Below are 24627 nucleotides of genomic sequence, written 5' to 3'. Positions count from 1 at the left end.
GCGCTGGGCCTGCGGCTCAGCGCCCCACGACCGCCTCCTCGTCGACCCGTCCGAGCTTCTCGGGGTTGGCGATCGAGTACACCTGCGTGATGCGCCCGTCCACGACGGTCAGGCTGACGACGCCGACGAGTACGCCGTCGAGCTCCATACGCACCCCCGGCTGGCCGTTGACCCAGGTCGACGACGCCACGAGCGTGCCCTCGACCTTCGCCATGCCGCCGACGAGGTAGCGCGCGAGCCGATCCGCACCGACGATCGGCCGGCGGGCCGCACCGCGGACCTTGCCGCCGCCGTCGGCGACCGACACGACGTCGGGCGCCAGCACGTCCATGAGGCCCTGCAGATCGCCGCTGTTGAGCGCCACGACGAGCCGCTCCACGACCTCCTCGTGCTCGGTCGGCCCGACCGTCACGCGAGGCCGGCGCGCGGCGACGTGGTCCTTCGCACGGTGGGCGATCTGCCGCACGGCCGCAGGAGTCTTGCCCACCGCATCCGCGATCTCGTCGTACGGCACGTCGAACACCTCGCGCAGCACGAACACCGCCCGCTCGGCCGGGCCGAGCGTCTCGAGCACCGTGAGCATCGCGATCGAGAGGTTCTCGGCGAGCTCGACGTCGTCGGCGACGTCGGGGCTCGTGAGCAGTGGCTCGGGGAGCCACTCGCCGACGTACTCCTCGCGCCGCCGCGACACCGTGCGCAGGTGGTTGAGCGCCTGCCGCGTCACGATGCGCACGAGGTAGGCGCGCGGTTCCTGCACGGTGCGGTGATCGACGGCCGCCCACCGCAGCCATGACTCCTGCAGCACGTCCTCGGCATCGGCGGCCGAGCCGAGCATCTCGTACGCGACGGTGAACAGCAGGCTCCGGTGCGTGACGAACGGGTCGTCGACGGCGGCGGTGCTCATGGCCGGGAGCCTACGCGGCAGCGCCGACGGCCGGCCGTGCGGCGAGCGGAGGCAGGCCGCATGCATCCGCGAAGTGCTCGGAACGGATGCCGAGCGCGATGTTCATGCGCGCCGACATGTTCATGAACGCCACCCTGGCGGCCAGTTCGACGAGCCCGGCCGGGCCGAGGTCCTCGAGCAGCGCATCCGAGAGCTCGTCGGTCACCGCGGGCGGCGTCTGGCTCGCCGCCTCGGCGTACTCCATCACGCGGCGCTCGAGCGGTGTGAACAGGGTGGATTCCCGCCACCGCGGCACCTCGCGCACCTTCGCAGCGTCCACCTCGCGGTTGCGCGACATGAAGTAGTTGAAGTCCAGGCAGAAGCTGCAGCCGATGGTCGCCGCCGACGCCATCGCGGCGAAGGTCGCGAGGCCCGGGTCGAGCTCGTGCCAGCGCTCGACCTTCTGGCCGATGCCCATCGAGTCCTTCATGACACCGCGGTGGTGCCACAGCACGCCGAGCGAGTCGGGCACGCGGCCGACCATCTTCTTGGCGACCGCCTTGATCAGCGTGCCGGAGACGCCGGTGACCTCTGCGGTGGGGATGCGGGTGTCGCTGCTCATGTCTACCTCCGTGTCGATTCGGTCCTTCGACATGGAGACACCGGCCGCCGCCGGCGTGTGACAGACCCCAGGAGTTCTACTGCGGGTCGAGGCCCAGGTCGTCGAGGTCGATGGCCGCGAGCCACTGCAGGCCCTCGGCCTCGACGGCCGCCTGCGCCCCGGTCTTGCGGTCCACGATGACCGCGACGGCGACGGGCTCCGCGCCCTCGCGGCGGAGCGCCTCGACCGCCTTCAGCGCCGACTGGCCCGTGGTCGAGGTGTCTTCGAGCACGACGACGCGCTTGCCCGCGACATCCGCTCCCTCCACCTGGCGTCCGCGGCCGTGGTCCTTCGGCTCCTTCCGCACGACGAAGGCGTCGAGCGGCTTGTGGGTGCGCGCGGACTCGTGCATCACGGCGTTGGCGATCGGGTCGGCGCCGAGGGTGAGGCCGCCGACGGCGACGATCCCGTCGACGTCGCGGATGAGGTCGAGCATGATGCGGCCGATCGAGGGGGCCGCCCGGTGGTCGAGCGTGAGCTTGCGCATGTCGACGTAGTACGTCGCCTTCTTGCCGCTCGAGAGGGTGAAGTCCCCGTGGAACACCGCCTCGTCCTGGATCAGCGCGATCAGATACTGGCGGTCGGCTTCGAGCTGCGGCGTGGAGGCGGCGGTCATGCCCTCGATTTTACGGATGCTGCGCCCCGGCGCCGCTCAGGAGCCGATCGGGACCAGCTTCTTGTACGTCGTCGAGAAGCCCCACTTCTGCGCCGAGCCCCAGTAACCGCAGGCATCGCCGGCATAGATGATCCCCCCGGAGTTCGTGATCGACCACGCGGTCGAGCGCTGCGCCGCCAGGCATGCCGTGCTGGTCGTGTAACCCGACTTCGTGATGGTGAAGGACTTGTACCCCATCGTCGCGGCCTGGGCGGGTGCTGCGGCGGCGATGCCTGCACCCGAGGCGACGCAGACGGCGAGGACGCCGGCGAGCACGCGGTTCTTGACGGTCATGACGGCCCTTCTCATGGCTGATGGCGCCTCAGTCTTCCACAGCCGCGTCGGTTCTGTCCTCGACCGGTCGCCCGCTGAGCATCGCGACGTCGCGCGGAGCCGCGCGAGACGTGATCGCCTCGCGTCGCTCGTCGTTCCCGGTGGCGCCCGGCGGCAGCAGCGCCGCCACGGCTCGCGACACCGCGGGATCCGCCGCAGCCTCGGCGAGGGCGTCCGTGCGTGCGAGCGCCAGACGGGCGGCCGCCGCGGTGCCCGCGTCTTCCGACTCGGCGAGACGCTCGAGTGCCGGCTCTGCAGCGCCGATGACTCCTGCTCCGAGCAGGCTCTGCACGACATCGCGATCGCGGAGGTCCGCGGCGAGCGCGGCGTCCTCGCCCGCGGTGCGCACGAGCACCGCCGTATTCGACGTGAGCGTCTCGCCCGGTCGAACGGCGAAGCGCGCCACCACCTCGTACCGGCCGGTCACGGGGAAGAGTGGCTCGCTGCCCTCCGACACGAGGGGCACCCCCGCGACCAGGCGCTCCCCCGCCGCGAGTGCGACCGAGCGCGGCGCCGAGTCGGCAGGCCACGGCCAGGTGGCGCGGGCGACGCGCCCGTCGGGCCCCGTCACCTCCACCTCGAGGTCGCCCTCGATGAGGTTGAGCCGGGCGCTCACGGTCTCCGCACCGCCGACCGCCGCGACCTCCACCTCGGCGAAGGCGACGCGGTCGAGGGGAACGGTCGCGGCCGCGAGCCGGAGCCGGAGCTCCAGCCCGCCGCCGCCCTGCGCATCGGAAGTCACACGTCGATCCTTCCCCCGCGCAGCGCCGTTGTCACCGGGTCAGCGCCCCTGCGGCGACACGAAGTCCTCGGCGATCTGCTCGGCCGCCGCGACGTCCTTCCCTGCTGCCGACCTCGCGCCGCCCTTCGTGCGCGCCTTGAGCGCCGCCACCGTGTCGGCGACGACCGGCGCGTTCCTCTCGGTCGGGCTCGCGACCGTCACGGCGAGAGCGGCGACGCGTTCGGCCGACCGGCCGGCCAGTGCCAGTTCGAGGAAGTGCGCCGCTTCGTCCGGCGCCGCGTCCCGCACGCCGCGAGCGCGGACGTCGGTGAACGAACGCGCCAGCGAGTTCGCGAGCACCAGCGCCCCGGCGGCGCCCGTGTCGGTGTCGCTGTGCTGCTCGGCCAGGGCGGTCAGCACACTTCGGGCGGCAGCATCCGTCGCGAAATCGCCCAGGGCGATCGCGCGACCGACACCCGGCGTGAGCGTCTTCGCGCTGATGTCGACCTCGGCGTCCGAGCCGGGCCCGCGCACGTCGACCGTCACCGGCGCCGAGCGCACCGTCGTCACCGGATCGACCTCGAGCTGCGCGGCGACCGTGTGGCGTCCCGGCACGGTGAAGGTCACTCCCTGGTTCGTGAAGAACACCTGGACGTGGTTGCGGATCGACTCCCCCGGCTGCAGCACGGTCGTCGGCCGCGGACCGCACCCGATCGCGACGTCGACGAGATGCTCGAGCGAGTGGTCGGGCGACGTGTGCAGGAACACGAGGTCGCCCTCCGACAGGTTGATCAGCGTCGTGACCGTGCGCGGCTGGTCCGACACGTTCGTGAGCGCGACCTCGGCGGTGACGTACTCGCCGACGAACGCCTGCGCGGGTATCGTGAGCGCCAGCTGCAGCGCGTCATCGCCCGTGTCGCCCGCGAGACCCGCGACGTCGACCGGTGCCGGCAGTCCCGCCGAGAGGCTGCCGTGGCCCCAGCCGAAGTTCTTCCAGCCGGGCCGCACCTGCGGGTCGGGCGAGTGGATGAGCGACGTGCGGTCGTGCTCCGAGAACACGAACGCGGCGTTGCCCGGGTAGGGGTTCGCGACCGTGGCGAAGCCCATGACGTCGCCCGTCTGGTTCATGATCTCGATGCCGATGCCCGGGTTGTGGACGTCGTGCTTGGGGTGCCACAGGTTGAACGCGTGGCCGGCCTCGTGCACCAGCGTGCGCAGGAACGCCGCCGGGACCTCGTCAAGAGGCCTGTTGCGTGCCGCGGCGGCGATGAACGATTCGTTGCCGAGTTGCACGTCGGCGAATCCCGCGGCGCCTTCGCGCGGCACGGTGTCGTCGTCGAACATGATCCCGAACAGGCCGCCCTGCGATGAGCCCACGAACAGCCACAGCCGCCACTGCTCACCGGCCACCGTCTGGCGGTGCCCCGACATGAGGGTCGCGAGCTCGGCGTTCGTGAGATCGGCGTCGTTCGGCACGTCGATCTCGTCGGTGACGACGGTGACGTCCCAGCCGGCCGAGGCGTAGACCGAGCGCACGTTGGCCGCGGCCCCCGAACCGATGGTGGCGGATGCCGGGAACACGCGGTTGACCATGGCATCCACCTCGATGCGGCACCCGCGGTACATCGGCGACGTCTTGCCCGCCGTGACGTTGGTGACGGTGCCGCCGATCGAGAGCGTCCCCGTCATGCGCTGCGAGGGCGCCACGAGCGCGGACGCGGGCGCCAGCACGAGCGGCCGCCGGCAGCGGAGCGTGAGCGTGCCGGTGTCGGTGGAGACGAACTCCTGCGTCGTGCGGTTCCAGAGGTGCCGCACAATCTGAACGGTGAGGGTGCCGTCGACGTAGGTGGCGCCGTTGGAGCGGAAGTACCAGGAGTACTCCGTCTTGGGGAATGCGGGGTAGGTGCGCAGACTCACCGGGAGGACGTCGGCGACGGCCGGATCCTCGCCCGCGCCGAGATCGCGGGCCAGCGCGTCGGCACCTGCGGCCGGCCCCGGATCCGGGATCGGGATGGGCCGCTGCACCTCGCCGAGCACCGGCGGGAAGACGCGCCGCGAGTACATGTCGCCCGAGATGCGCAGCGAGGAGGCGCCGACCTCGATGCGCAGCGCGCCGCGCACCTCGGGGGCGAACACGGTGCGCCGTTCGAGCTCGAGCAGCCACGAGCCGTCGAGCGTGCCGAGGGGGCACGGCCGGGTCGGCAGCTCCGGCCGGATGATCGGCCCGGCGACGAGCTCGCCGTCGGCGTCGAACTCGAGGGGCATGTCGTCGTGCGCGGCGGAGGCCGCGTGGCCGCAGCCGCAGTCGTGGTCCATGGTGGGTCTCGCTTTCCCGACCGCGGACGCGGCCGCTGACAGAAAGGAGAATCCTCCTCGGAGCACTGATACGCCAGGGGTCACAGCATCCGCATCGGCGCCGTTCGACGTCCGCGGCCCCGCCTAGGCTTGATCCCATGCGCCTGGCCACCTGGAACGTCAACTCGATCCGTGCGCGGGTCGACCGCATCGTCGACTTCGCGGTGCGCGAGCACATCGACGTGCTCGCGATGCAGGAGATCAAGTGCAAGACCGAGCAGTTCCCGTTCGACCGGTTCGAAGAGGCGGGCTACCACGTCGAGGCATACGGCTTCTCGCAGTGGAACGGCGTCGCCATCGCCAGCCGCGAGCCGCTCACGAACGTGCGCACCGCCTTCCCGGGCATGCCCGGCTTCGAGAAGGGGCACAACGGCCCCGACGCCCCGCAGGAGGCGCGGGCGATGGGCGCGACCATCGGCGGTGTCGAGGTCTGGAGCCTCTACGTGCCCAACGGCCGGTCGCTCGGCGACCCGCACTACTACTACAAGCTCGACTGGCTGTCGGCGCTCGAGCAGTACACGGCGGAGTCGCTGACCGCGAACCCCGACCTCCCGCTCGCGCTGGTCGGCGACTTCAACATCGCCCCGACCGATGCCGACAACGGCGACCCCTCCGTCGTGCAGGGCTTCGCGACCCACGTGTCGCCGCCCGAGCGCGAGGCGTTCGCCGCCCTGGAGGCGGCGGGACTTCAGGACGTCGTGCGCCCGCTCATCCCGACCGGGTTCACCTACTGGGACTACAAGCAGCTGCGCTTCCCCCGCAACGAGGGCATGCGCATCGACTTCATCCTCGGCTCGCACGCGATCGCCGACGCCGTCACGGGGGCGACGATCCACCGCAACGAGCGCAAGGGCGAGGCCCCGAGCGACCACGTGCCGGTCGTCGTCGACCTCGACCTCGAAGGCCCCGACGACGACGATCGACCGATGATCTTCTGAGACTCCGGATGCTGCGGCCCGCGGCATCCGTGATCTCCGGAGAATCTCCGCGAGAAATCTTCGCGCCGCGCGTCATGATTTCGTGTCGGCGTCGTCTTGCCTGTTGTACCCCCGTACCGCGCGGTGCCGGACGCCCCTCCCGAGGAGCTTCCCGGAACGCGTCATCACGCCGTCGCCGCCCCGCGGCCGGCTGACATCCGAAGCCCCCCGGCGAGGAGAGAAGTGTCGACCCACCAGAGCGCCGTCGTCGACGGCCCGCTTGCCGAGCGCTCCGACGAGGATCTCGTCGCGGCGGCGCGCGCCGGCGACGACGCGGCCTACGCCGTGCTCTGGGAGCGTCACGTCGCGAGCGCGCGCAGCGCGGCGCGGGCGGTGAGCCCGAACGTCGATCCCGACGATCTGGTGTCGGAGGCGTTCACCTCGATCCTCTCCGCGATCCGCAAGGGCGGGGGGCCGCAGGACGGCTTCCGCCCGTACCTGTTCGCCACCATCCGCAACGTCGCCGCGTCGTGGGGGCGCCGCACCGCCGAGACGCCGCTGGACGATCTCGACGAGCGGTCCGCGGACTCGGCTGCGGAGTTCGCCGAGGTCGTGGCCGATCGCTCCGTGCTCGCGCAGGCGTTCCGCGAGCTGCCCGCCCAGTGGCGCACGATCCTCTGGTACCTAGAGGTCGAGGGGATGAAGCCGCGCGAGGTCGCGCCACTCCTCGGCATGAGCGCCAACGCGGTGTCGGCCCTCGCGTACCGTGCGCGGGAAGGCTTCAAGCAGGCGTGGCTGCAGGCCCACATCAGCGACCCCGCACGGCCCGCGGAATGCCGCTGGGTGTGCGAACTGCTCGTCGCGAGCGAGCGCAAGCCCGTCACGCGCCATGACCGCCGGCGCCTGGACGCGCACCTGCGCACCTGCCGGGCCTGCCGCATCGTCGCGGCCGACATCGAACATGTCTCGCAGAAGCTCCGCATGGTGCTGCTGCCTCTCGTCCTCGGCGGGGCTGGGGCCCTCGCCTATACCGCCGATGCCACTCCGGCCGTGGCAGCGGTGATCGCCGGAACGCCCACCGGGGGTGGCGGGGCGTCCGGCTCTGGGGAAACAGGCGTCTGGGGCGCCTCTGGCGGGGGTGCCGGCGCGGGGGGCGCCGGCACTGCCGCCCTCCCCCTCACGGGGATCGCGATCGGCATGGGTGCGGTGGCCGTGGCAGCCGCCGCGGCGGTCGCGATCGCACTCGCGCCGTCGTGGGGCGCGCCGGCGCATGAACCCGCGTCTGCCGTCGAGGCGGACGGGAAGACGGATGCTGCCGCCGACCCGGTGACCGCGCCCGAGGACGCCGTGAACGAGCCGGCCGAACCGGCCGAATCCGCGGTCGTGCCGGAGCTCGACGCGTTCGAGACGATTCCGGAGCCTGCACCCGCACCCGCGCCGCGAGCGGAGCCCGCACCGGCGCCGCAGCTGACGGCGCCCGTGGCGACGAGCCCGTCGCCGAACCCGAACCCGAGCCCGACTCCGACTCCGTCCCCTGACCCGGAGCCCGTCGTCAGCGCGTCACCCGCGCTCGACGCGGCTCGCGACCTCGATGCGCCGGTTCCTTCGGCGATCACCGGCACCGGCACGCCGGGTGCGTCCGTCGCGCTGATCGACGAGACGGGCTCGACCCTCACGACGACCGCTGTCGCCTCCGATGGGCGGTTCTCGGCGGTGATCCCCGGCGACCTGCTGCGCGTCGGTCTGACGGTGCGCGCGGTCCAGACGGCGTCCGGCGCCGAGGCTTCCGCCCCGAGCTCCACGATCGGCCCGTTCACGCTCCCGGCGCCCACGGTGACCGCCTCGAACGGCGCCCTGGACGCGCCGCTGCAGGACGCGGACTTCGACGGTCGCGCCGACGACCTCTACCTCCTGCTCGACGGACGGCGCGGACTGACCGTCGCCGTCTCGGTCGACGGCGTCTGGACGGGCAACCTCCACGCGCTCACGGGTACGCCGCTCCTCCGTGTGGTGCACGACCTGGCGCCCGGCGAGCACGTGATCGGCCTCCGCTACGTCGACCCGACCTCGGGGCGCGAGGGCCGCCTCGCGACGGTCACGGTCCGCGCGACCCGCTGACCCGGAGTTCGCAGCAGCGCTCGAGGCGTTTCGTCTCGCTCAACGACCGGGTGCCAAAGCCCCGCTCGTGGAGCGGAGGGCGCTCTGGCGCCCGCAGACAAACGCCTCGGGTGTCCGAACGGCCTCAGTCCTCGGGGCCCATCTCGCCGGTCTGCGGTTCGCCGGGCGCCGGCCCGTACCGCAGCTGCAGCACCCCGAGCGGGCCCGTCACCGCCGGCTCGAGCAGCCTGACGTTCGCGGGATGCGCGCCTTCGGGGAACACCTTCTTTCCCTGCCCGAGCACGACCGGGTACACCCACAGCGTCAGCACGTCGAACAGCTGCTCCTTCAGCAGGGTCTGCACGAAGTCGACGCTGCCGATGACGTGGATGTTCTCGTGCTTCTCGCGCAGAGCCTCGACCTCGCGGTTGAGGTCCATGCCGAGCTGCGACGACCCTTCCCATTCGAGGGTGGGCAGACCGCGCGAGGCGACGTACTTCGGTGCGCTGTTCAGGGCGTCCGCGATCGTGCCGGACTGGTGCGGCCAGTAGCCGGCGAAGATGTCGTAGGTCCGTCGCCCGAGCAGCAGGGCGTCGAGCTCCGAGATGCCCTTCCCGATCGAGGCGCCGATGGTCTCGTCGGGGAACGGCGCCTGCCAGCCGCCGTAGGGGAACCCGTTCGACGGATCCTCCTCCGGGCCTCCGGGCGCCTGCGCGACGCCGTCGAGGGTGGTGAACAGGTCGATGTAGATGCGACCGGTCATGGTCGCCTCCTTCCATGGCGGGACGGGCTCAGGCGACGAGCACGACCCCGGGGTCGACGGGGATGTGGAATGTCTGGGCGAAGCGTTCGAGCAGGGTGCCGTCGCCGGCGACGACGGCCAGCACGTCCTGGTCGATCGCGGCGGCCGGGGTCAGCTCGCCCGAGATGAGGCGGCGGATGCCGGGACCCGCCGCGAAGACGAGGTCGGGCTCACCCGAGGTCGAGGCCTGCGTGCCGAGCCGCGGGTCGATGGGGCGTCCGGCCGGCTGGAGCTGCGCGATGCGGAGGCCGGATGCGTCGACCTGCACGCGCAGCACGACGTCGGCCACGTGCAGCTCGTAGTCGGCGGGCGGCAGGGTGGTCGCAGCATCCGTCTGGAATGCCGTTCGCAGCGCCATCGTGAGCGAGTCCGCCGTCACGACGTCCTCGGGCTGGGGGTCGCCCATCGCCTGGAATCCCCACCGGCCGAGTGCGAGCACGATCGGCTCGAGCTCGCGCCCGTACGGCGTCAGCTCGTACACGAGCCCGCAGTGCAGGAGCGGCACGCGGCGCACGACACCGCCCTCCTGCAGCTCCTTGAGCCGCGTGGAGAGGATGTTGGTTGGGATCTTGGGCAGCCCCTGCTTGAGGTCGGTGTAGCGCCGGGGGCCGACGAGCAGATCGCGGACGATGAGCAGCGCCCACCGCTCGCCGATCAGCTCGACGGCCGTCGTGACCCCGCAGTACTGCCCGTAGCTGCGGGACGCCACTTACGCCTGCGCCTGCTCCGCCATGTAGGCCTCGGGACCCTTGGCAGCCGCCTCGGGGTCCATCCACATGAACTGGACGCCGTTGCCGTCCGGGTCGATGAGGTCGCGCGCGTACATGAACCCGAAGTCCTGCGGCTCGCCCGGTGCGGTGCCGCCGGCGGCGACCCCCGCCTCCACGATCCGGTCGACGTCCTCGCGGGTCTCGCGGCTGATCGACAGCAGGACCTGGGCGTGCGTCTTCGGGTCGGCGAACTCCTTGTCGGTGAACGTCGCGAAGTACTCCTTCGTGAGGACCATGAAGAAGATCTGGTCGCTCCACACGACGCACGCGGCGTTCTCGTCGGTGAAGAGCGGGTTCAGCGCGCAGCCGAGGGCGGTGTAGTACGCCTTCGAGCGCTCGAGGTCGTTCGTCGGGATGTTGACGAAGATGTGCGTCATTGCCTTGCTCCTTGTCACCGTGGCGTCGACCGGACCGCCGACATCAAGATGGTTGCAAAAAACAAGCTCGCTTGTCAATAGCAAGTAGATGAACGGATGCTGCGCCTCACGGCTTCGCGTGCGGCACGGGGCATCCCGGCGCGAAAGTCCCCATCTGCTCGATGTCGAAGCCGTTCGGATAGCTGCGGATGCGCGGCAGGTCGATCACGTGGAACGGGGTGCGGCGCTTCGGCAGCACCGCGACCGCCCGCGCCCGCAGCCGGAGCGCGCCCGCGGAGAGGCGGCGTGCGATCCGCCCCGGTTCGCGATAGCCGAACGCCCGCAGCAGCGGCGGATCCATGAGCGCCCGGCTGAAGACCTCCACGACCGGAGCGAAGACCCGCGGGTAGAACGAGACCAGCAGCGCCAGGGTGCGATCGGCCACCCGCGCCGATGCGGCGTCGTACGCGAAGTGCGCGCGCTCGTACTCGTCCATCAGCGTGGCGAACTCCGCGTAGGTCGCCGGGATGTCCGTGATGCCCATGTGCCGGCCGAGGCTCTGGTAGTACCGCACGGACGCGAGCCGCTCGTCGGGGGTGAGCGGACGCCACCCGAACGCGTGCAGCCAGCGCACCGGCACGACGACGAACGTCGACAGCACGTACCGCATGTCGTCGTTCGAGATGTCGTACCTGCGGTGCATCTGGTTGATGCGCCGGATCGCCGCGCGACCGCGAGGACTCTCGAACCCCTCGAGCAGCGGCACCTCGAGCAGCAGCGAGGTGTCGTCGTACCGCTTCTGCGGCGCGCGCTCGAACTCGCCCGTCTCGTCGAGCAGGCGCCCGATCGACGGCACCGCATAGGTGCGGAACAGCGCGAAGCTCAGCGACTGATTGAGGTCCCACGCGAAGTCGTAGGTGCCGAGGTTGCGGTAGATCTCGACGAACTGGGTCTCGGGGTCGAGCCCCGCGTTGCGGTCATGCACGGGATCCCCTGTCGACGCGAGGTGAACGCTCGCTAACTTACCGGGACGGGCGCCTGCGGCGCAGCTGGGCCCACGCGCCCGGAGGCTCCGGGCGACGCGCCAGCGGCGTCTGGAGGGGGCGTGGGGACCGAGTCTCCGTCTCGCGGGGGATGCCGCAGGACCCGCGCCCCCGTAGCGTGGAGGGATGTCCGACCTGCCTTCCGCGCACCCCGCGCGGCGCCCGGCGCCGACCGCGGGCGAGCTGCGCAACGACGTGTGGCTCGCCGGCGGCCTGTTCGTCGCGGCGGTCATCAGCACCGCCCTCGGCTCCGTCGCCGGGATCTACGGCGCCGACGCCAACGCCGGCATGCAATGGGCGCTGCTCTACAGCCTCGGCCTCACCGCGCCACTCGCCGTGCGGCGGCGCTTCCCCGAGCTCGTCGTGATCGCGATCGCCGTGGTGTTCTTCATGGGCGTGACCTTCCGCATCCCCGACCTCTACGTCTCGAACATCGCCATGTTCATCGCGATGTACACCGTCGGCGCCTGGGTCGATGACCGCCGTCGCGCGATGTGGGTGCGCGTCGGCGTGATCATCGCGATGTTCGTGTGGCTGCTCATCACGATGTTCCAGGCGGCGATCGATCCGTCCGACGAGAGCCTGTCGAGGGCGGGGCTGTTCTCGCCGTTCGCGGCGATGATGCTCATCCAGCTGCTCATCAACGCCGGGTTCTTCGGCGGCGCGTACTACATGGGCGATCGCGCCTACGCCGCCGCGATGGCGCGCGCGGTGCTCGAGGAGCGCACCCGCGAGCTCGAGCGCGAGCGCGAGGTCACCGCCGCCCAGGCCGTGGCGCTCGATCGCGTGCGCATCGCGCGCGAGCTGCACGACGTGGTGGCGCACCACGTCTCGGCGATGGGCGTCCAGGCCGGTGCCGCGCGCGCCGTGCTGGACCGGGATCCGGATGCTGCGCGCACCGCGCTGCTCGGAGTCGAGTCGTCCGCCCGCTCCGCGCTCGTCGAGTTGCGCCAGCTGCTCGAGACCCTCCGCACCTCCGGCGGCGACGCCGAAGGAGGATCCACGGTGCACCTGTCTGCTCTGGCCGAACTCGTCGCCCACGCGAACGACAACGGCCTGCCCACGAGCCTCACGATCGTCGGCGACCCGGTCGAGCTGCCCGAGCTCGTGCAGGTCAACGTGTTCCGCGTCGCCCAGGAGGCGCTCACGAACGCACGACGCCACGGCGGACGGGATGCTGCCGCCGACGTCCGCCTGCGCTACGCGCCCGATGCCGTCGAGCTCGAGGTCGTGAACACCGGCCGCGCCGTCGCCGCGCCGATGCGGCCGGGTCTGGGCCTCGTCGGCATGCGCGAGCGGGCCGCCGCCTCGGGCGGCGAGCTCGAGGCCGCGCCGCGCGCCCGCGGCGGGTTCCTCGTCAGACTGCGCGTGCCCCTGGCCGTGCCGGCACAGGCGGTCGGCGCGTGATCCGGGTCCTGCTCGTGGACGACCACGCCGTGATGCGGGCCGGCTTCCGCATGATCCTCGAGTCCGCGGGCGACATCACCGTGGTGGGCGAGGCATCGACCGGCGTCCAGGCGGTGGCGGCAGCATCCGATCTCCGTCCCGACGTGATCTGCATGGACGTGCAGATGCCCGACATGGACGGCCTCGAGGCGACGCGGCGCATCGTCGGGTCGGTTCAGACCGCCGTGGTGGTCGTGACGACCTTCGACCGCGACGACTACCTGTTCGACGCGCTCGCCGCCGGCGCGAGCGGGTTCCTGCTGAAGAACGCCGGGCCCGAGGAGCTCATCTCGGCCGTGCGCGTGGCCGCGGCCGGCGACGCGCTGCTGGCGCCCGAGGTGACGCGCCGCGTCATCGCCCGCTTCGCCCAGCCCGCATCCACGGAGGCCCCCTCGAACCCCTCCCCCGACCGCGAGAGTACAGCTGGTGGACGAGGGGGTGGTTCGTTCCCTACCTCTCGGCGACCAGCTGTACTCTCGCGGGCAGAGGCGGGGGTCGGGGTCGACGCGTCGCCGGCGGTCGAGCTCACCGACCGCGAAGGGGAGGTGCTGCAGCTCGTCGCGCAGGCCATGAGCAACGCCGAGATCGCGCAGCGCCTGTACATCGGCGAGGCCACCGTGAAGACGCACGTCTCGAACGTGCTGCAGAAGCTCGGCGCCCGCGACCGCGTCGCCGCCGTCGTCTACGCCCACCGCCACGGCCTCGCCTGACCTGCTCGCTCGCCCTGCCGCCTCCGCCGGAGCCCGCGTTTTGGCGACTCGCCAGAAACCACCCGAACAGCAGCCGTTCTTGGCGACTCGCCAGAACGCGGTGCGGACGGCGCCCTGGGCGGGGGATGACGGATGCCCCGGACCGGCGCCGCGAGGGGCGCCAGGCCGGGGCATCCGGGGTGCTGGAACGGGTCATCGGCCCGGGGTGAGGCCGACCGGGGGGAGGATCAGGCGGCGACGGGGACCGCGGCGTAGCGGTCGACCAGCGCGCCGAAGGCCTGGAGGTAGCCGATGAGGAAGTCGGCGGTCTGCTCGCTGGTGACCTCGCCGGTCTCGGTGAAGAGGCCCGGGGTGGTCTGGACGTAACCCTCGGGCTGGCCGAGCGTCGGAGCGTTGTAGTGGCTGAGGATCGCCTTGAGGTGCTGCTGCGCCGCTGCGGTGGCGATGCCGCCGCCCGAGGTGCCGATGACGGCGGTGGGCTTGCCGTCGAACGAGCCCTGGCCCCACGGGCGCGCCGACCAGTCGAGGGCGTTCTTCAGCACGCCGGGGATCGAGCGGCTGTACTCGGGCGTGATGATGATGACGCCGTCGACGTCGGCGATCGCCTGCTTGAAGTCGCGCGCAACCTGGGGGAAGTCGGCGTCGTGGTCGGGCGAATAGAAGGGGAGGTCCTTGATCGGGATCTCGACGAGGGTGGTGCCCTCCGGGGCGAGACGCTCGAGCGCCTTCGCGAGACGACGGTTGATGGAGGTCGACGAGATGCTGCCGACGATGTAGCCGATGGTCCGCTCGGACATGTGGGTTCTCCTAGAAAAAGCAAAGGCGTCCCCGGTGGGGACCACCGTGGACGTTCCACATCCATGCAAGCACATGCACGCCGCTTCTATTCCGGCGCATGAAAGATCTCTCATCCGCCTCGCGGCGGAGCACGCCGAATCCACCCGCAGGGGGAGGACGCCGCGCCGCCGCATCCGTAGGTTCGATCGCAGGGGGATCGAGAGGAGACAGGGATGCTGCAGCTTCGCGGTATCGGCAAGAGCTACGGAGGTCGCCGCGTGCTCGACGACGTGTCGTTCGACGTGCGGCCCGGCCGGCTGACCGGCTTCGTCGGCGGGAACGGCGCGGGCAAGACCACAACCATGCGGATCGTGCTGGGGGTGCTCGCCGGTGACGCCGGCACCGTCACCCTCGACGGCGCCGAGGTGACGGCCTCCGACCGCCGCCGCTTCGGCTACATGCCCGAGGAGCGCGGGCTCTACCCGAAGATGAAAGTCCACGAGCACATCACGTACCTCGCGCGCCTGCACGGCTTCTCGAAGACGGATGCCTCGACCCGCGCCCGCGCGCTGCTCGAGCAGCTCGGACTCGGCGAGCGCCTGGACGACAACGTCGAGACGCTCTCGCTCGGCAACCAGCAGCGCGCGCAGATCGCCGCCGCGCTCGTGCACGACCCGCAGGTGCTGATCCTCGACGAGCCGTTCTCGGGCCTGGACCCGCTCGCGGTCGACGTCGTGGCCGGCGTGCTGCAGGAGCGTGCCGCGGCCGGCGCCGCCGTGCTGTTCTCGTCGCACCAGCTCGACGTGGTCGAGCGGCTGTGCGACGACCTCGTGATCATCGCGGGCGGCACCATCCGCGCGGCCGGCGCGCGTGACGCCCTCCGCGCGCAGCACTCCAACCGCCGCTTCGAGCTCGTCTCGGCCGGCGACGCCGGGTGGCTGCGCACCGAGCCGGGCGTCGAGGTGCTCGACTTCGACGGCGGCTACGCGGTGTTCGACGCCGACAGCGACGAGACCGCGCAGCGGGTGCTGCGCCGCGCCGTCGCACAGGGCGATGTCGCGAGCTTCGCGCCGCAGCATCCGTCCCTCGCGCAGATCTTCAAGGAGGTCATCCAGTGAGCACCACCGACACCAGCCGGGGCGGAAGCACGCTGGGCGCGGGCCAGGCGATCTGGCTCGTCGCCGAGCGCGAGATCGGCTCGAAGCTGCGCAGCAAGGCGTTCGTCATCTCGACGGCGATCCTGTTCATCGGCGCGCTGGCCATCGTCATCTGGGGCGGCTTCCAGGCGGCGAACAACAGCGGCACGCCGGTCGCGGTGACCGCCGATGCGCAGCAGTATGTCGCGCAGACCGAGGGCCTCGACGTCACCGACGTGGCAGACCGCGCGGCCGCCGAGGCGCTCGTCACGGACGGCGAGGTCGATGCCGCGGTCGTGGGCGACACCTCTTCGCCGACCGGGTTCGCGATCGTCGCGGAGTCGTCCGCGCCGACGCAGCTCATGCTGCAGCTCGCACAGCTGCCGCCGGTCGAGCTGCTCAGCCCCGAAGAGGGCAACGCGGCGCTCGGCTACATCGCCGCGATCGGCTTCGGCATCGTGTTCCTGCTCGCCGCGTCGCTGTTCGGCGGCACGATCGCGCAGAGCGTCGTCGAAGAGAAGCAGACGCGCGTGGTGGAGCTCCTCATCTCGGCGATCCCGGTGCGGTCGCTGCTCGCGGGCAAGGTCATCGGCAACACGGTGCTCGCGATGGGCCAGATCCTGATCCTCGCCGCGATCGCGATCATCGGCCTCACCGTGACCGACCAGACCGCGCTGCTGCAGGGCCTCGGCGCCCCCATCGCCTGGTTCGCGATCTTCTTCCTGTTCGGCTTCATCCTGCTGGCGTCGCTGTTCGCGGCGGCCGCCTCGATGGTGTCGCGCCAGGAGGACATCGGCTCGACCACGATGCCGCTGACGATGCTCGTGATGGCGCCGTACTTCCTCGTCATCTTCTTCAACGACAACCCGCTGGTGCTCGCGATCATGTCGTACGTGCCGTTCTCGGCGCCGGTCGGCATGCCGATGCGCATCTTCCTCGGGCAGGCGCAGTGGTGGGAGCCGCTGCTGTCGATCGTGATCCTCATGGCGACGTGCGTCGCGGCGATCCTCATCGCCGCCCGCATCTACGAGAACTCGCTGCTGCGCATGGGCGGTCGCGTGAAGCTCTCGGAGGCCCTCGCCGGCTGACCCCTGGATCAGTGGAAGGGATGCCGCAGCCCCCGGCTGCGGCATCCCTTCTTCGTCGTCGGCGCCGGGGCGACTGACCCGATGCCGCCGTCAGCCGCCGGGCCGCAGCCGCAGCGGCTGGTCGATCATGCTCGTGTTGGTGAATCCCCCGCCGTGGCCGTATGCGCTGCCGATCGCGTCGTAGGCCGCGTCCCCCGGACGGAACCTGATCCCGGTGGACGATTCGAGCACGAACGTCCATGCGGTCGGCGCCGGCCCGCACTCGATCAGGCCGGATCCGACCCCTTCGGCGGAACGCTGACCCCGGCGCTGCCTCACCGTGACCTCGACGAAGGAGGTGGCGGGTTGGTCGCAGGTGACCGTTCCCTGCACGGTCACGACGCCGCGGGAGACCACACCGGAGTCGACCGCCACGGCGAAGTCGGTGACGGGCGGTACCGTCTGCTGAACCCGGAACACCAGGTTCCCACCGGGTCCGACTTGGCCGGCCTCGCCGCCCCCGCAGCACGTGCCGGCCGCGATGAAGTACGTGACACCGGCCTCGACCTGCCGAGCGATCTCCGCCGGCAATCCGAACGAGCCGTCGTTGCACTCGAGAAGCGAAAGGTCGGAAGGCTCACCGGTGTAGACCGCCAACGACGCCTGATAATCGCTGCCCACCGTGTCGAATCGGACGAAGTCATCGGCCGACGCGATCCAGCGGTACCAGACGGTCGCTGCGCCGCACGCGGCGTTGTCGGTCGATGGATCGAAGGTGGCCTCGCGCGTGTCGACGGTGTCGGTGAACGGCAACCCGGGCACAACGGTCGCCTGGCTGATGTCGTCGTTGGCGGGCGCAGCGGCCCATGCCGGGCTTGCACCGGTCAGCGCGGCCGCGGTGGCCAAGGCGACTCCCCAGGCAAGTGTCCGCAGGCGTGTGAGATCGGACATGGCGGTCCCTCCCCGTGATCGAGTTGCTCAGACGCGGACGTCACGAGCACCCCTGCGCGGGAGGCGGTGTCACGGGCAGGACACCACGCCTGTCGGGTCGGATGCTGTGCGTCCAAGGCGTCTGTGCTCATTGTCCTCTTCGCGCGGAGTTTGGGAAGAGGACCGCTTGCACGGGGCGCGCTCCACGCGCCAGACCCTGCCGCGCACGCGCGGCCGTGGGTAGCGTGAGGCGCATGTCGGCGCAGACCACGTTGCTCATCCTGGGCGCCTCGGGCGACCTCACCTCGCGGCTGCTGCTGCCCGCGCTCGGCCAGCTGCTGACCCGCGAGCCGCAGCGCTCGGTGCGCCTGCGCGGCGCGGGCATCGACGACTGGGACGACGAGCGCTGGCGGCAGACGGTGCGCTCGTCCTTCGAGTCGGCCGGGTTCGCCGGCGCCTTCGACGCCGTGGCCGACACGACGTACACGCACGCCGACATCACCGACGCGAAGGACCTCGAGCGGCTGCTCGCCGACCACGACGGACGGATCGCCCTGTACTTCGCCGTGCCGCCCGCGGTCGCGAAGGCCGCGTGCGAGGCGCTCGTCGGCGTGGACATCCCCGAGGGCACGGTGCTCGCCCTCGAGAAGCCGTTCGGCGTCGACCAGGCGAGCGCGCACGCGCTCAACGCGACGCTCGCCCGGCTCGTGCCCGAGGAGCAGGTGTTCCGCATCGACCACTTCCTGGGCAGGTCGACGACGCTGAACCTCCTGGGCGTGCGCTTCGCGAACCGCGTCTTCGCGCCGGTGTGGCGCGCACAGGACGTGGAATCCGTCGTCATCCGGTACGACGAGACGCTCGGGCTGGAGGGCCGCGCCGGCTACTACGACCGCGCGGGGGCCCTCGTCGACATGATCCAGAGCCACCTGCTGCAGGTGATGGCGGTGCTCGCGATGGAGCCGCCGGCGACCTTGCACGAGCGGGACTTCCGGGATGCGACGGCCGCGGTGCTGCGCGCGACCCACGTGTGGGGCGACGATCCGGCGAAGGCCTCCCGGCGCGCGCGCTACACGGCCGGCAAGGTGGGCGACCGCGAGCTGCCGTCCTACACCGACGAGCAGGGCGTCGACCCGTCGCTCGAGACCGAGACGCTCGCCGAGGTCACGTGCGAGGTGCGCAATGAGCGGTGGGAGGGCGTGCCCTTCACCCTGCGGTCGGGCAAGGCGCTCGCCGGCAAGGACGGCGAGGTCGTGGTGACCTTCCGCCCGGTGAACCACGTCCCCGAGGGCCTCACCGGGGCGGCGCCCGGGTCGGTTCTGCGCTTCTCCCTCGGCCCCGACCGGATGGATCTCGAACTCAACGTCAACGGCGGTGACGACCCGTTCGAACTCGAGCGGGCGCTGCTCGAGGCCGACCTCGGCGAGGGCGCGCTCAAGGCCTACGGCGAGGTGCTGTCGGGCATCCTCGACGCCGACGCGACCCTCGCCGTGCGCGGGGACGCGGCCGAGGAGTCTTGGCGCATCGTCGATCCCGTGCTGGCGGCCTGGCGCACCGGCGACGTGCCCCTCGACGAGTATCCGGCGGGGTCGCTCGGCCCCGCCGGATGGCCCGTGCTTCCCTGAGGAGCGCCTACTGGCCGCCCATCATCTGCGGCTCCATGCGGCCGACGGAGATGACGTTGCCCGCAGGGTCTTTGAACCACGCGATGTCGGGGCCGCCCTCGAACCCGCGCGAGATGCCCTTCTCGTCGGTGCCGTAGTCGGGGTCGGTGTAGATCTTCGTGACGACGCCGCGCTTGTTCAGATCGTCGACGGCGGCATCGACGTCGGCGACGCTGAAATTGAGGATCGTGAACACGGCCGGCTCATGATCCTCCTTCGGGTAGACGAAGATGCTGCCCTCGCCGGGCAGCGCGATGGTGAAGCCTCCGCCCATCTCTTCGTAGACGGTGACGTCGAGCCCCAGCGTGTCGCGGTAGAAGGCCGCTGCTGCGCCGATGTCGGGTACGGCGAAGCTAGAAAACGGCCGATCGGGTGTGAACATGACAGCCTCCCAGTGGTTGTGCCGCGGCCAACGATCCTCTTGCCCGCAGGGCATGTCCAGAGGGGCCGCGGCGCACCTTCGCGCGACCGTGGGCGCGGCGTAGACTCCCGGCATCCGCACGAACCGTGACAGCGCTGTGACCGTCAACGGGCGGGTCGTCCCGCTCGTGGGCGCGGTCGCGCACGCCACCGCGCTGGACTGGCTGCGCAGCCTCGGACTGACCGGCGCGAAGGAGGGCTGCGCAGAGGGCGAGTGCGGCGCCTGCGCGGTCATGGTCGCCACGGCCGGCCCCGAGGGCACCGCCGTGTGGACCCCCGTCAACGCCTGCCTGGTACCCGTCCATGCGCTCGACGGGCAGGAGGTGGTGACCTCCGAGGGCCTCGGTTCACCCGACGACCTGCATCCGGTGCAGCAGCAGCTCGCGGCCGCCGGCGGCTCGCAGTGCGGCTACTGCACGCCCGGGTTCGCGTGCGCGATGGCCGCCGAGTTCTACCGGTCCGACCGCGCGGCGGGCACGGCCGACGGCGAGCACGGGGCGAACGGATTCGAGCTGCATGCGCTGAGCGGCAACCTGTGCCGCTGCACCGGCTACCGACCCATTCGCGACGCGGCCTTCGGGCTCGGGATGCCTCTGCCCGATGATCCGCTCCGTGAGCGGCTGTCCGCGCCGGCGCCGGCAGCTGTCGCCACCGAGGTGCGAGCAGCCGACGGGCGGTTCGTCCGCCCGGAGACGCTGGACGATGCCCTGCAGCTGCTGCGCGACGAACCGGAGGCGCTCGCCGTGGCCGGCTGCACGGACTGGGGCGTCGACGTGAACCTGCGCGGCGCCCGCGCGCCACTCGTGGTCGCGATCGACCGACTGCCCGAGCTGCGCGGCATCGAGATCACCGGCGGCACCGTCGAGATCGGCGGCGCGGTGCCGCTGTCGGAGATCGAGCGCAACGTGGGCGAGCGGGTGCCGCTGCTCGCTCAGCTGCTCCCCCAGTTCGCGTCGCGCCTGATCCGCAACCGCGCGACGCTGGGCGGCAACCTCGGCACCGCCTCACCCATCGGCGACGCGGCTCCGGCGCTGCTCGCGCTCGGGGCGAGCGTCGTGCTCGTCTCGGCCGGCGGCGGCGAGCGCGAGGTCGACCTCGCCGACTACTTCACGGGGTACCGCACCTCGGTCAGGCGTCGCGACGAGCTCATCCGGACGGTGCGGATCCCGCTGCCGACGGCCGGCCTGACCGCATTCCACAAGATCTCGAAGCGTCGGTTCGACGACATCTCCTCGGTGGCCGTCGCCTTCGCCCTCGAGCTCGACGGCGGCTCCGTCACGAGCGCGCGTATCGGCCTCGGAGGCGTCGCCGCGACGCCGCTCCGCGCGTACGCGACCGAGCAAGCCCTCGGGGGACGCCCGTGGAACGCCGCGACGGTGGCCGCGGCATCCGTCGTCCTGCAGCGCGAAGGAACGCCGCTCGACGACCACCGCGCGAGCGCCGCGTACCGCGCACGCATGCTCGGCACGGCGCTGCCGGCGCTCTTCGCGGCGTCGGCCGATGACGAGGAGGCGACAGCATGAGCTCGCTCGCCGATCGCCCCGAGAACCCGGTCGTCGGTCGCCCCGCGGTGCACGAGAGCGCGGCGCTGCACGTGACCGGCGCGGCCGTCTACACCGACGACATCGCCGCACGGTCCCACGGGGTGCTGACGGCATGGCCGGTGCCGTCGACCGTCGCGCATGCGCGCGTCACCGTCGACGTGGCGCCCGCCTACGCGGTCCCCGGCGTCGTCCGGGTGCTGACCGCCGACGATGTGCCGGGCGTCAACGACGCGGGGGTCAAACACGACGAGCCCCTCTTCCCGACCGAGGCGATGTTCTTCGGCCATGCGCTGGTCTGGGTGCTGGGAGAGACGACGGATGCTGCGCGCCAGGGGGCGGCCGCCGTCACGGTCTCGTACGAACCGCTGCCGTCGCTGATCACGGTGCAGGAGGCGATCGACGCGGGGTCGTTCCAGGGCGTACCCCGCACGATCGCACGCGGGGACGCAGCATCCGCCCTCGCATCCTCGGCGTTCGTGTTCGAGGGTGAGAGCGTGGTCGGCGGGCAGGAGCACTTCTCGCTCGAGACGCACGCCTCGTTCGCCGTGCGCGACCCCGACGGGCGCTACTTCGTGGAGTGCTCGACGCAGCACCCCTCCGAGACGCAGGAGATCGTGGCGCACGTGCTCGGCGTGGCCTCGAGCGAGGTCACCGTCGAGTGCCTGCGAATGGGGGGCGGCTTCGGCGGCAAGGAGATGCAGCCGCACGGGTTCGCGGCGATCGCGGCGCTGGGGGCGAAGCTCACCGGACGCCCCGTGCGCCTGCGGCTCACCCGCACGCAGGACATCACGATGTCGGGCAAGCGCCACCCGTTCCATCTGGCCTGGCGGGCGGGCTTCGATGCCGACGGGTACCTGCAGGCGCTCGACGCGACCCTCACCGCCGACGGCGGCTGGAGCCTCGACCTCTCGGAGCCGGTGCTCGGCCGCGCGCTCTGCCACGTCGACAACGCCTACTGGATCCCGAACGTGCGCGTGCACGGCCGCGTCGCGCAGACGCACAAGCCGTCGAACACGGCGTTCCGCGGCTTCGGCGGCCCGCAGGGCGCGTTCCTCATCGAAGACATCCTGGGCAGGGCGGCACCCGTGCTCGGGATCGATCCCCTCGAGCTGCGGAAGAAGAACTTCTACCGACCGGGGCAGTCGACGCACTACCTGCAGCCGGTGAAGGACGCCGGGCGGCTCACCGCGATCTGGGAGCGCCTCCGTGGCGAGGCCGACCTCGACGCCCGCCTCCACGAGATCTCGCGGTTCAACGAGGCGCACGCCGACCGCAAACGCGGGCTCGCGATGACTCCGGTCAAGTTCGGCATCTCGTTCACCTTCACCTCGTTCAACCAGGCCGGCGCCCTCGTGCTGGTCTACAAGGACGGCTCGGTGCTGATCAACCATGGCGGCACCGAGATGGGCCAGGGTCTGCACACGAAGATGCTGCAGGTGGCCGCGACGGCGCTCGGGGTGCCGCTCGAGGCTGTCCGGGTCGCGCCGACCCGCACCGACAAGGTGCCCAACACCTCGGCGACCGCCGCGTCGTCGAGCGCCGACCTCAACGGCGGCGCCGTCAAGCTCGCGTGCGAGGAGATCCGCGGCCGGCTCGCCGCCGTGGCGGGGCGCCTCCTCGGCGTCGACGCGCGCGACGTGCGGTTCTCCGACGGCTACGTCGTGCCGCTCGGCGGCCGCGGACGGCTGACGTTCGCCGAGGTCGTCGGAGCTGCCTACCTGCAGCGGGTGCAGCTGTTCGCGGCGGGCTACTACCGCACCGAGGGGCTGCACTGGGACGCCGACCGCCAGCAGGGGTCGCCGTTCAAGTACTTCGCCTACGGTTGCGCCGCGGCCGAGGTCGAGGTGGACGGCTTCACCGGCGGGTACCGCCTCCGCCGCGTCGACATCGTCCACGACGTCGGCGACTCGCTCTCACCGCTGCTCGACATCGGCCAGATCGAGGGCGGCTTCGTGCAGGGCACCGGATGGCTGACGCTCGAGGAGCTTCGCTGGGACACCGGCGACGGACCGACGCGCGGCCGCCTGCAGACTCCGTCGGCCAGCACGTACAAGCTGCCGAGCTTCTCCGAGATGCCCGAGGAGTTCCACGTCGCGCTCTTCGAAGACGCCCGCGAGGACGGCGCCGTCTACGGCTCGAAGGCCGTCGGCGAACCGCCGCTGCTGCTCGCGTTCAGCGTGCGCGAGGCGCTGCGACAGGCGGTCGGGGCCTTCGGCCCGGCCGGGCGCAGCGTCGAGCTCGGCTCGCCCGCCACCCCCGAGGCGGTGTTCTGGGCGATCGAGGCCGCACGCGGCGCAGGAGATGCGGGCGCGGCATCCGTGTCCCGCGATGGGGCGGATGCCGCGGGCGTCGGCCGGGCGGCGGACCCCGGGTCTGCGGAGCCCGACCTGCTCACGGCGGGCCGCTGAGGCCGGCCGTGGACTGGCTCGACGCGGTGCGGAGCCTGCGCGACGCCCGCACGCCCGCGGTGATCGTGACGCTCGCGATGGTGCGCGGTCACGCCCCGCGCAACGGCGGCGCCAAGATGGTCGTCTCGCCGGGCGAGGTCTTCGAGACGATCGGGGGCGGCAACCTCGAGGCCACCGCCGTCGCGCGCGCCCGCGCGATGCTGGCCTCCGGAACCGCCGAGCCGGAGCTGCTGACGCTCACCCTGAGCGACAAGGAGACCACGGAGTACGGCGTGCAGTGCTGCGGAGGAGAGGTCACGCTCATGCTGGAACCGGTGCGGGTCGTGCCGTCGGTCGCAGTGTTCGGAATGGGACACGTGGGGCTCGAGGTGGCGCGGATCCTCGCGCGCCAGCACCTCGACCTGCACCTCGTCGACTCCCGCGAGGCCATGCTCGCGGCGACGCGCCTGGGGGTGGACGGCGCGCCGGGGCCGCTCGCCGACGCGGTCGCAGGGGTGCACGTGCACCAGGCTCCGGTGCCGGAGGCCGTGCTGGCGTCGGTGCCGGCGGGGACGCACGTGCTCGTCATGACCCATGACCACGCCGAAGACCTCGCGATCGTCGACCAGGCGCTGCGCACCGAGGCCATCGCCTCGATCGGCCTCATCGGCTCGCGCTCCAAGTGGGCACGCTTCCGCGCGCGCCTCCAGGAGGCCGGCCACGACGAGGCCGCCCTGGCCAGAGTGACGACGCCGATCGGCCTGCCCGGGATCCCCGGCAAGCAGCCCGCGACGATCGCGGTGAGCGTCTCGGCTCAGCTCCTGCAGCTGATCGAGGAGGCCGCGCCGGTCGACGCCGACCGCGAGACCGCGCGGTAGCACCGTCGTCCGCGCGATTCAGGTGCTGTCGTGCGGTCTCGCGCGGAGGCGGGGCGCAGCACACGCTCACGGCGGTCG

General features: G+C 71.7%; 23 protein-coding genes. 10 read left to right on the top strand and 13 right to left on the bottom strand.

Annotated features, from left to right (window positions below):
- Window positions 1-16: 16 nt before the first annotated feature.
- The 6 genes from ACFC1K_RS03415 to ACFC1K_RS03390 all read right to left on the bottom strand — a co-directional run bounded on the left by ACFC1K_RS03415 (window position 17) and on the right by ACFC1K_RS03390 (window position 5569).
- On the bottom strand, window positions 17-904 hold the full coding sequence (locus ACFC1K_RS03415; RefSeq protein ID WP_375870433.1) for an RNA polymerase sigma-70 factor: 888 nt from the start codon (window positions 902-904) through the stop codon (window positions 17-19).
- A 10-nt stretch (window positions 905-914) separates the two neighbouring features.
- On the bottom strand, window positions 915-1505 hold the full coding sequence (locus ACFC1K_RS03410; RefSeq protein WP_375870432.1) for a carboxymuconolactone decarboxylase family protein: 591 nt from the start codon (window positions 1503-1505) through the stop codon (window positions 915-917).
- Window positions 1506-1581: 76 nt separating this feature from the next.
- On the bottom strand, window positions 1582-2160 hold the full coding sequence (pyrE, locus tag ACFC1K_RS03405; protein WP_045299293.1) for an orotate phosphoribosyltransferase: 579 nt from the start codon (window positions 2158-2160) through the stop codon (window positions 1582-1584).
- A gap of 36 nt (window positions 2161-2196) precedes the next feature.
- Window positions 2197-2493, bottom strand: coding sequence for a hypothetical protein (locus ACFC1K_RS03400; protein WP_056366070.1), 297 nt, complete (start codon window positions 2491-2493; stop codon window positions 2197-2199).
- 28 nt (window positions 2494-2521) lie between these two features.
- Window positions 2522-3274 (bottom strand): hypothetical protein, encoded by a 753-nt coding sequence (locus ACFC1K_RS03395; RefSeq protein WP_375870431.1) that lies wholly within the window; start codon window positions 3272-3274, stop codon window positions 2522-2524.
- A 39-nt stretch (window positions 3275-3313) separates the two neighbouring features.
- A complete protein-coding gene (locus ACFC1K_RS03390) occupies window positions 3314-5569 on the bottom strand; it encodes a hypothetical protein (RefSeq protein ID WP_375870430.1) in 2256 nt (751 codons plus the stop codon).
- Window positions 5570-5706: 137 nt separating this feature from the next.
- Between ACFC1K_RS03390 and ACFC1K_RS03385 the strand changes: the two genes are divergently transcribed.
- Entirely contained in the window at window positions 5707-6546 is an 840-nt protein-coding gene (locus ACFC1K_RS03385) for an exodeoxyribonuclease III (RefSeq protein WP_375870429.1), read from the top strand.
- 222 nt (window positions 6547-6768) lie between these two features.
- Window positions 6769-8643 (top strand): sigma-70 family RNA polymerase sigma factor, encoded by a 1875-nt coding sequence (locus tag ACFC1K_RS03380; protein ID WP_375870428.1) that lies wholly within the window; start codon window positions 6769-6771, stop codon window positions 8641-8643.
- A gap of 124 nt (window positions 8644-8767) precedes the next feature.
- Here ACFC1K_RS03380 and ACFC1K_RS03375 read toward each other — a convergent pair whose 3' ends face one another.
- The 4 genes from ACFC1K_RS03375 to ACFC1K_RS03360 all read right to left on the bottom strand — a co-directional run bounded on the left by ACFC1K_RS03375 (window position 8768) and on the right by ACFC1K_RS03360 (window position 11535).
- Window positions 8768-9385, bottom strand: coding sequence for a dihydrofolate reductase family protein (locus ACFC1K_RS03375; protein ID WP_375870427.1), 618 nt, complete (start codon window positions 9383-9385; stop codon window positions 8768-8770).
- Window positions 9386-9413: 28 nt separating this feature from the next.
- Window positions 9414-10133 carry a winged helix-turn-helix transcriptional regulator gene (locus tag ACFC1K_RS03370; protein WP_375870426.1) on the bottom strand — a complete coding sequence of 240 codons (720 nt, stop codon included), beginning with the start codon at window positions 10131-10133 and terminating at the stop codon, window positions 9414-9416.
- Window positions 10134-10571 (bottom strand): VOC family protein, encoded by a 438-nt coding sequence (locus ACFC1K_RS03365; RefSeq protein ID WP_311294577.1) that lies wholly within the window; start codon window positions 10569-10571, stop codon window positions 10134-10136.
- A 106-nt stretch (window positions 10572-10677) separates the two neighbouring features.
- Window positions 10678-11535: an oxygenase MpaB family protein gene (locus ACFC1K_RS03360; RefSeq protein WP_375870425.1), complete on the bottom strand. Its 858-nt coding sequence runs from the start codon at window positions 11533-11535 to the stop codon at window positions 10678-10680.
- Between the two features lie 184 nt (window positions 11536-11719).
- Between ACFC1K_RS03360 and ACFC1K_RS03355 the strand changes: the two genes are divergently transcribed.
- A complete protein-coding gene (locus tag ACFC1K_RS03355) occupies window positions 11720-13000 on the top strand; it encodes a sensor histidine kinase (RefSeq protein ID WP_375870424.1) in 1281 nt (426 codons plus the stop codon).
- A complete protein-coding gene (locus tag ACFC1K_RS03350) occupies window positions 12997-13749 on the top strand; it encodes a response regulator (RefSeq protein ID WP_375870423.1) in 753 nt (250 codons plus the stop codon). Before ACFC1K_RS03355 ends, ACFC1K_RS03350 begins: the two co-directional genes overlap by 4 nt.
- Window positions 13750-13976: 227 nt before the next feature.
- Here ACFC1K_RS03350 and ACFC1K_RS03345 read toward each other — a convergent pair whose 3' ends face one another.
- Window positions 13977-14546: an NADPH-dependent FMN reductase gene (locus ACFC1K_RS03345; RefSeq protein WP_310286505.1), complete on the bottom strand. Its 570-nt coding sequence runs from the start codon at window positions 14544-14546 to the stop codon at window positions 13977-13979.
- Between the two features lie 213 nt (window positions 14547-14759).
- On the opposite strand from ACFC1K_RS03345, the gene ACFC1K_RS03340 reads away from it, so the two are divergent.
- Window positions 14760-15644 (top strand): ABC transporter ATP-binding protein, encoded by an 885-nt coding sequence (locus ACFC1K_RS03340; RefSeq protein WP_375870422.1) that lies wholly within the window; start codon window positions 14760-14762, stop codon window positions 15642-15644.
- Window positions 15641-16750 (top strand): ABC transporter permease, encoded by a 1110-nt coding sequence (locus ACFC1K_RS03335; protein ID WP_375870421.1) that lies wholly within the window; start codon window positions 15641-15643, stop codon window positions 16748-16750. Before ACFC1K_RS03340 ends, ACFC1K_RS03335 begins: the two co-directional genes overlap by 4 nt.
- Before the next feature lie 90 nt (window positions 16751-16840).
- Here the strand turns inward: ACFC1K_RS03335 and ACFC1K_RS03330 are convergent, their stop codons facing one another.
- Window positions 16841-17680 carry a hypothetical protein gene (locus tag ACFC1K_RS03330; protein ID WP_375870420.1) on the bottom strand — a complete coding sequence of 280 codons (840 nt, stop codon included), beginning with the start codon at window positions 17678-17680 and terminating at the stop codon, window positions 16841-16843.
- 233 nt (window positions 17681-17913) lie between these two features.
- Here ACFC1K_RS03330 and ACFC1K_RS03325 point away from each other — a divergent pair, with 233 nt between their 5' ends.
- Window positions 17914-19281: a glucose-6-phosphate dehydrogenase gene (locus ACFC1K_RS03325; RefSeq protein ID WP_375870419.1), complete on the top strand. Its 1368-nt coding sequence runs from the start codon at window positions 17914-17916 to the stop codon at window positions 19279-19281.
- Between the two features lie 7 nt (window positions 19282-19288).
- Here the strand turns inward: ACFC1K_RS03325 and ACFC1K_RS03320 are convergent, their stop codons facing one another.
- A complete protein-coding gene (locus tag ACFC1K_RS03320; RefSeq protein ID WP_310286512.1) occupies window positions 19289-19702 on the bottom strand; it encodes a VOC family protein in 414 nt (137 codons plus the stop codon).
- Between the two features lie 136 nt (window positions 19703-19838).
- Between ACFC1K_RS03320 and ACFC1K_RS03315 the strand changes: the two genes are divergently transcribed.
- Genes ACFC1K_RS03315 through xdhC form a run of 3 tightly spaced genes read left to right on the top strand, consistent with a single transcriptional unit; the run spans window position 19839 to window position 24549 of the window.
- The gene (locus tag ACFC1K_RS03315) at window positions 19839-21263 is read left to right on the top strand and encodes a xanthine dehydrogenase small subunit (RefSeq protein WP_375870418.1); all 1425 of its coding nucleotides are present in this window, start codon (window positions 19839-19841) and stop codon (window positions 21261-21263) included.
- The gene (gene xdhB, locus ACFC1K_RS03310) at window positions 21260-23692 is read left to right on the top strand and encodes a xanthine dehydrogenase molybdopterin binding subunit (protein ID WP_375870417.1); all 2433 of its coding nucleotides are present in this window, start codon (window positions 21260-21262) and stop codon (window positions 23690-23692) included. The genes ACFC1K_RS03315 and xdhB overlap by 4 nt, the downstream gene beginning before the upstream one ends.
- Window positions 23693-23700: 8 nt before the next feature.
- Window positions 23701-24549: a xanthine dehydrogenase accessory protein XdhC gene (xdhC, locus tag ACFC1K_RS03305; protein ID WP_375870416.1), complete on the top strand. Its 849-nt coding sequence runs from the start codon at window positions 23701-23703 to the stop codon at window positions 24547-24549.
- The last annotated feature ends 78 nt before the right edge of the window (window positions 24550-24627 follow it).

The sequence above is a fragment of the Microbacterium sp. NPDC056057 genome (assembly GCF_042266945.1).
GTDB lineage: Bacteria > Actinomycetota > Actinomycetes > Actinomycetales > Microbacteriaceae > Microbacterium > Microbacterium trichothecenolyticum_C.
The sequence above is the reverse complement of the archived record's forward strand: the minus strand, read 5'-3'. Positions and strand labels throughout refer to the sequence as shown.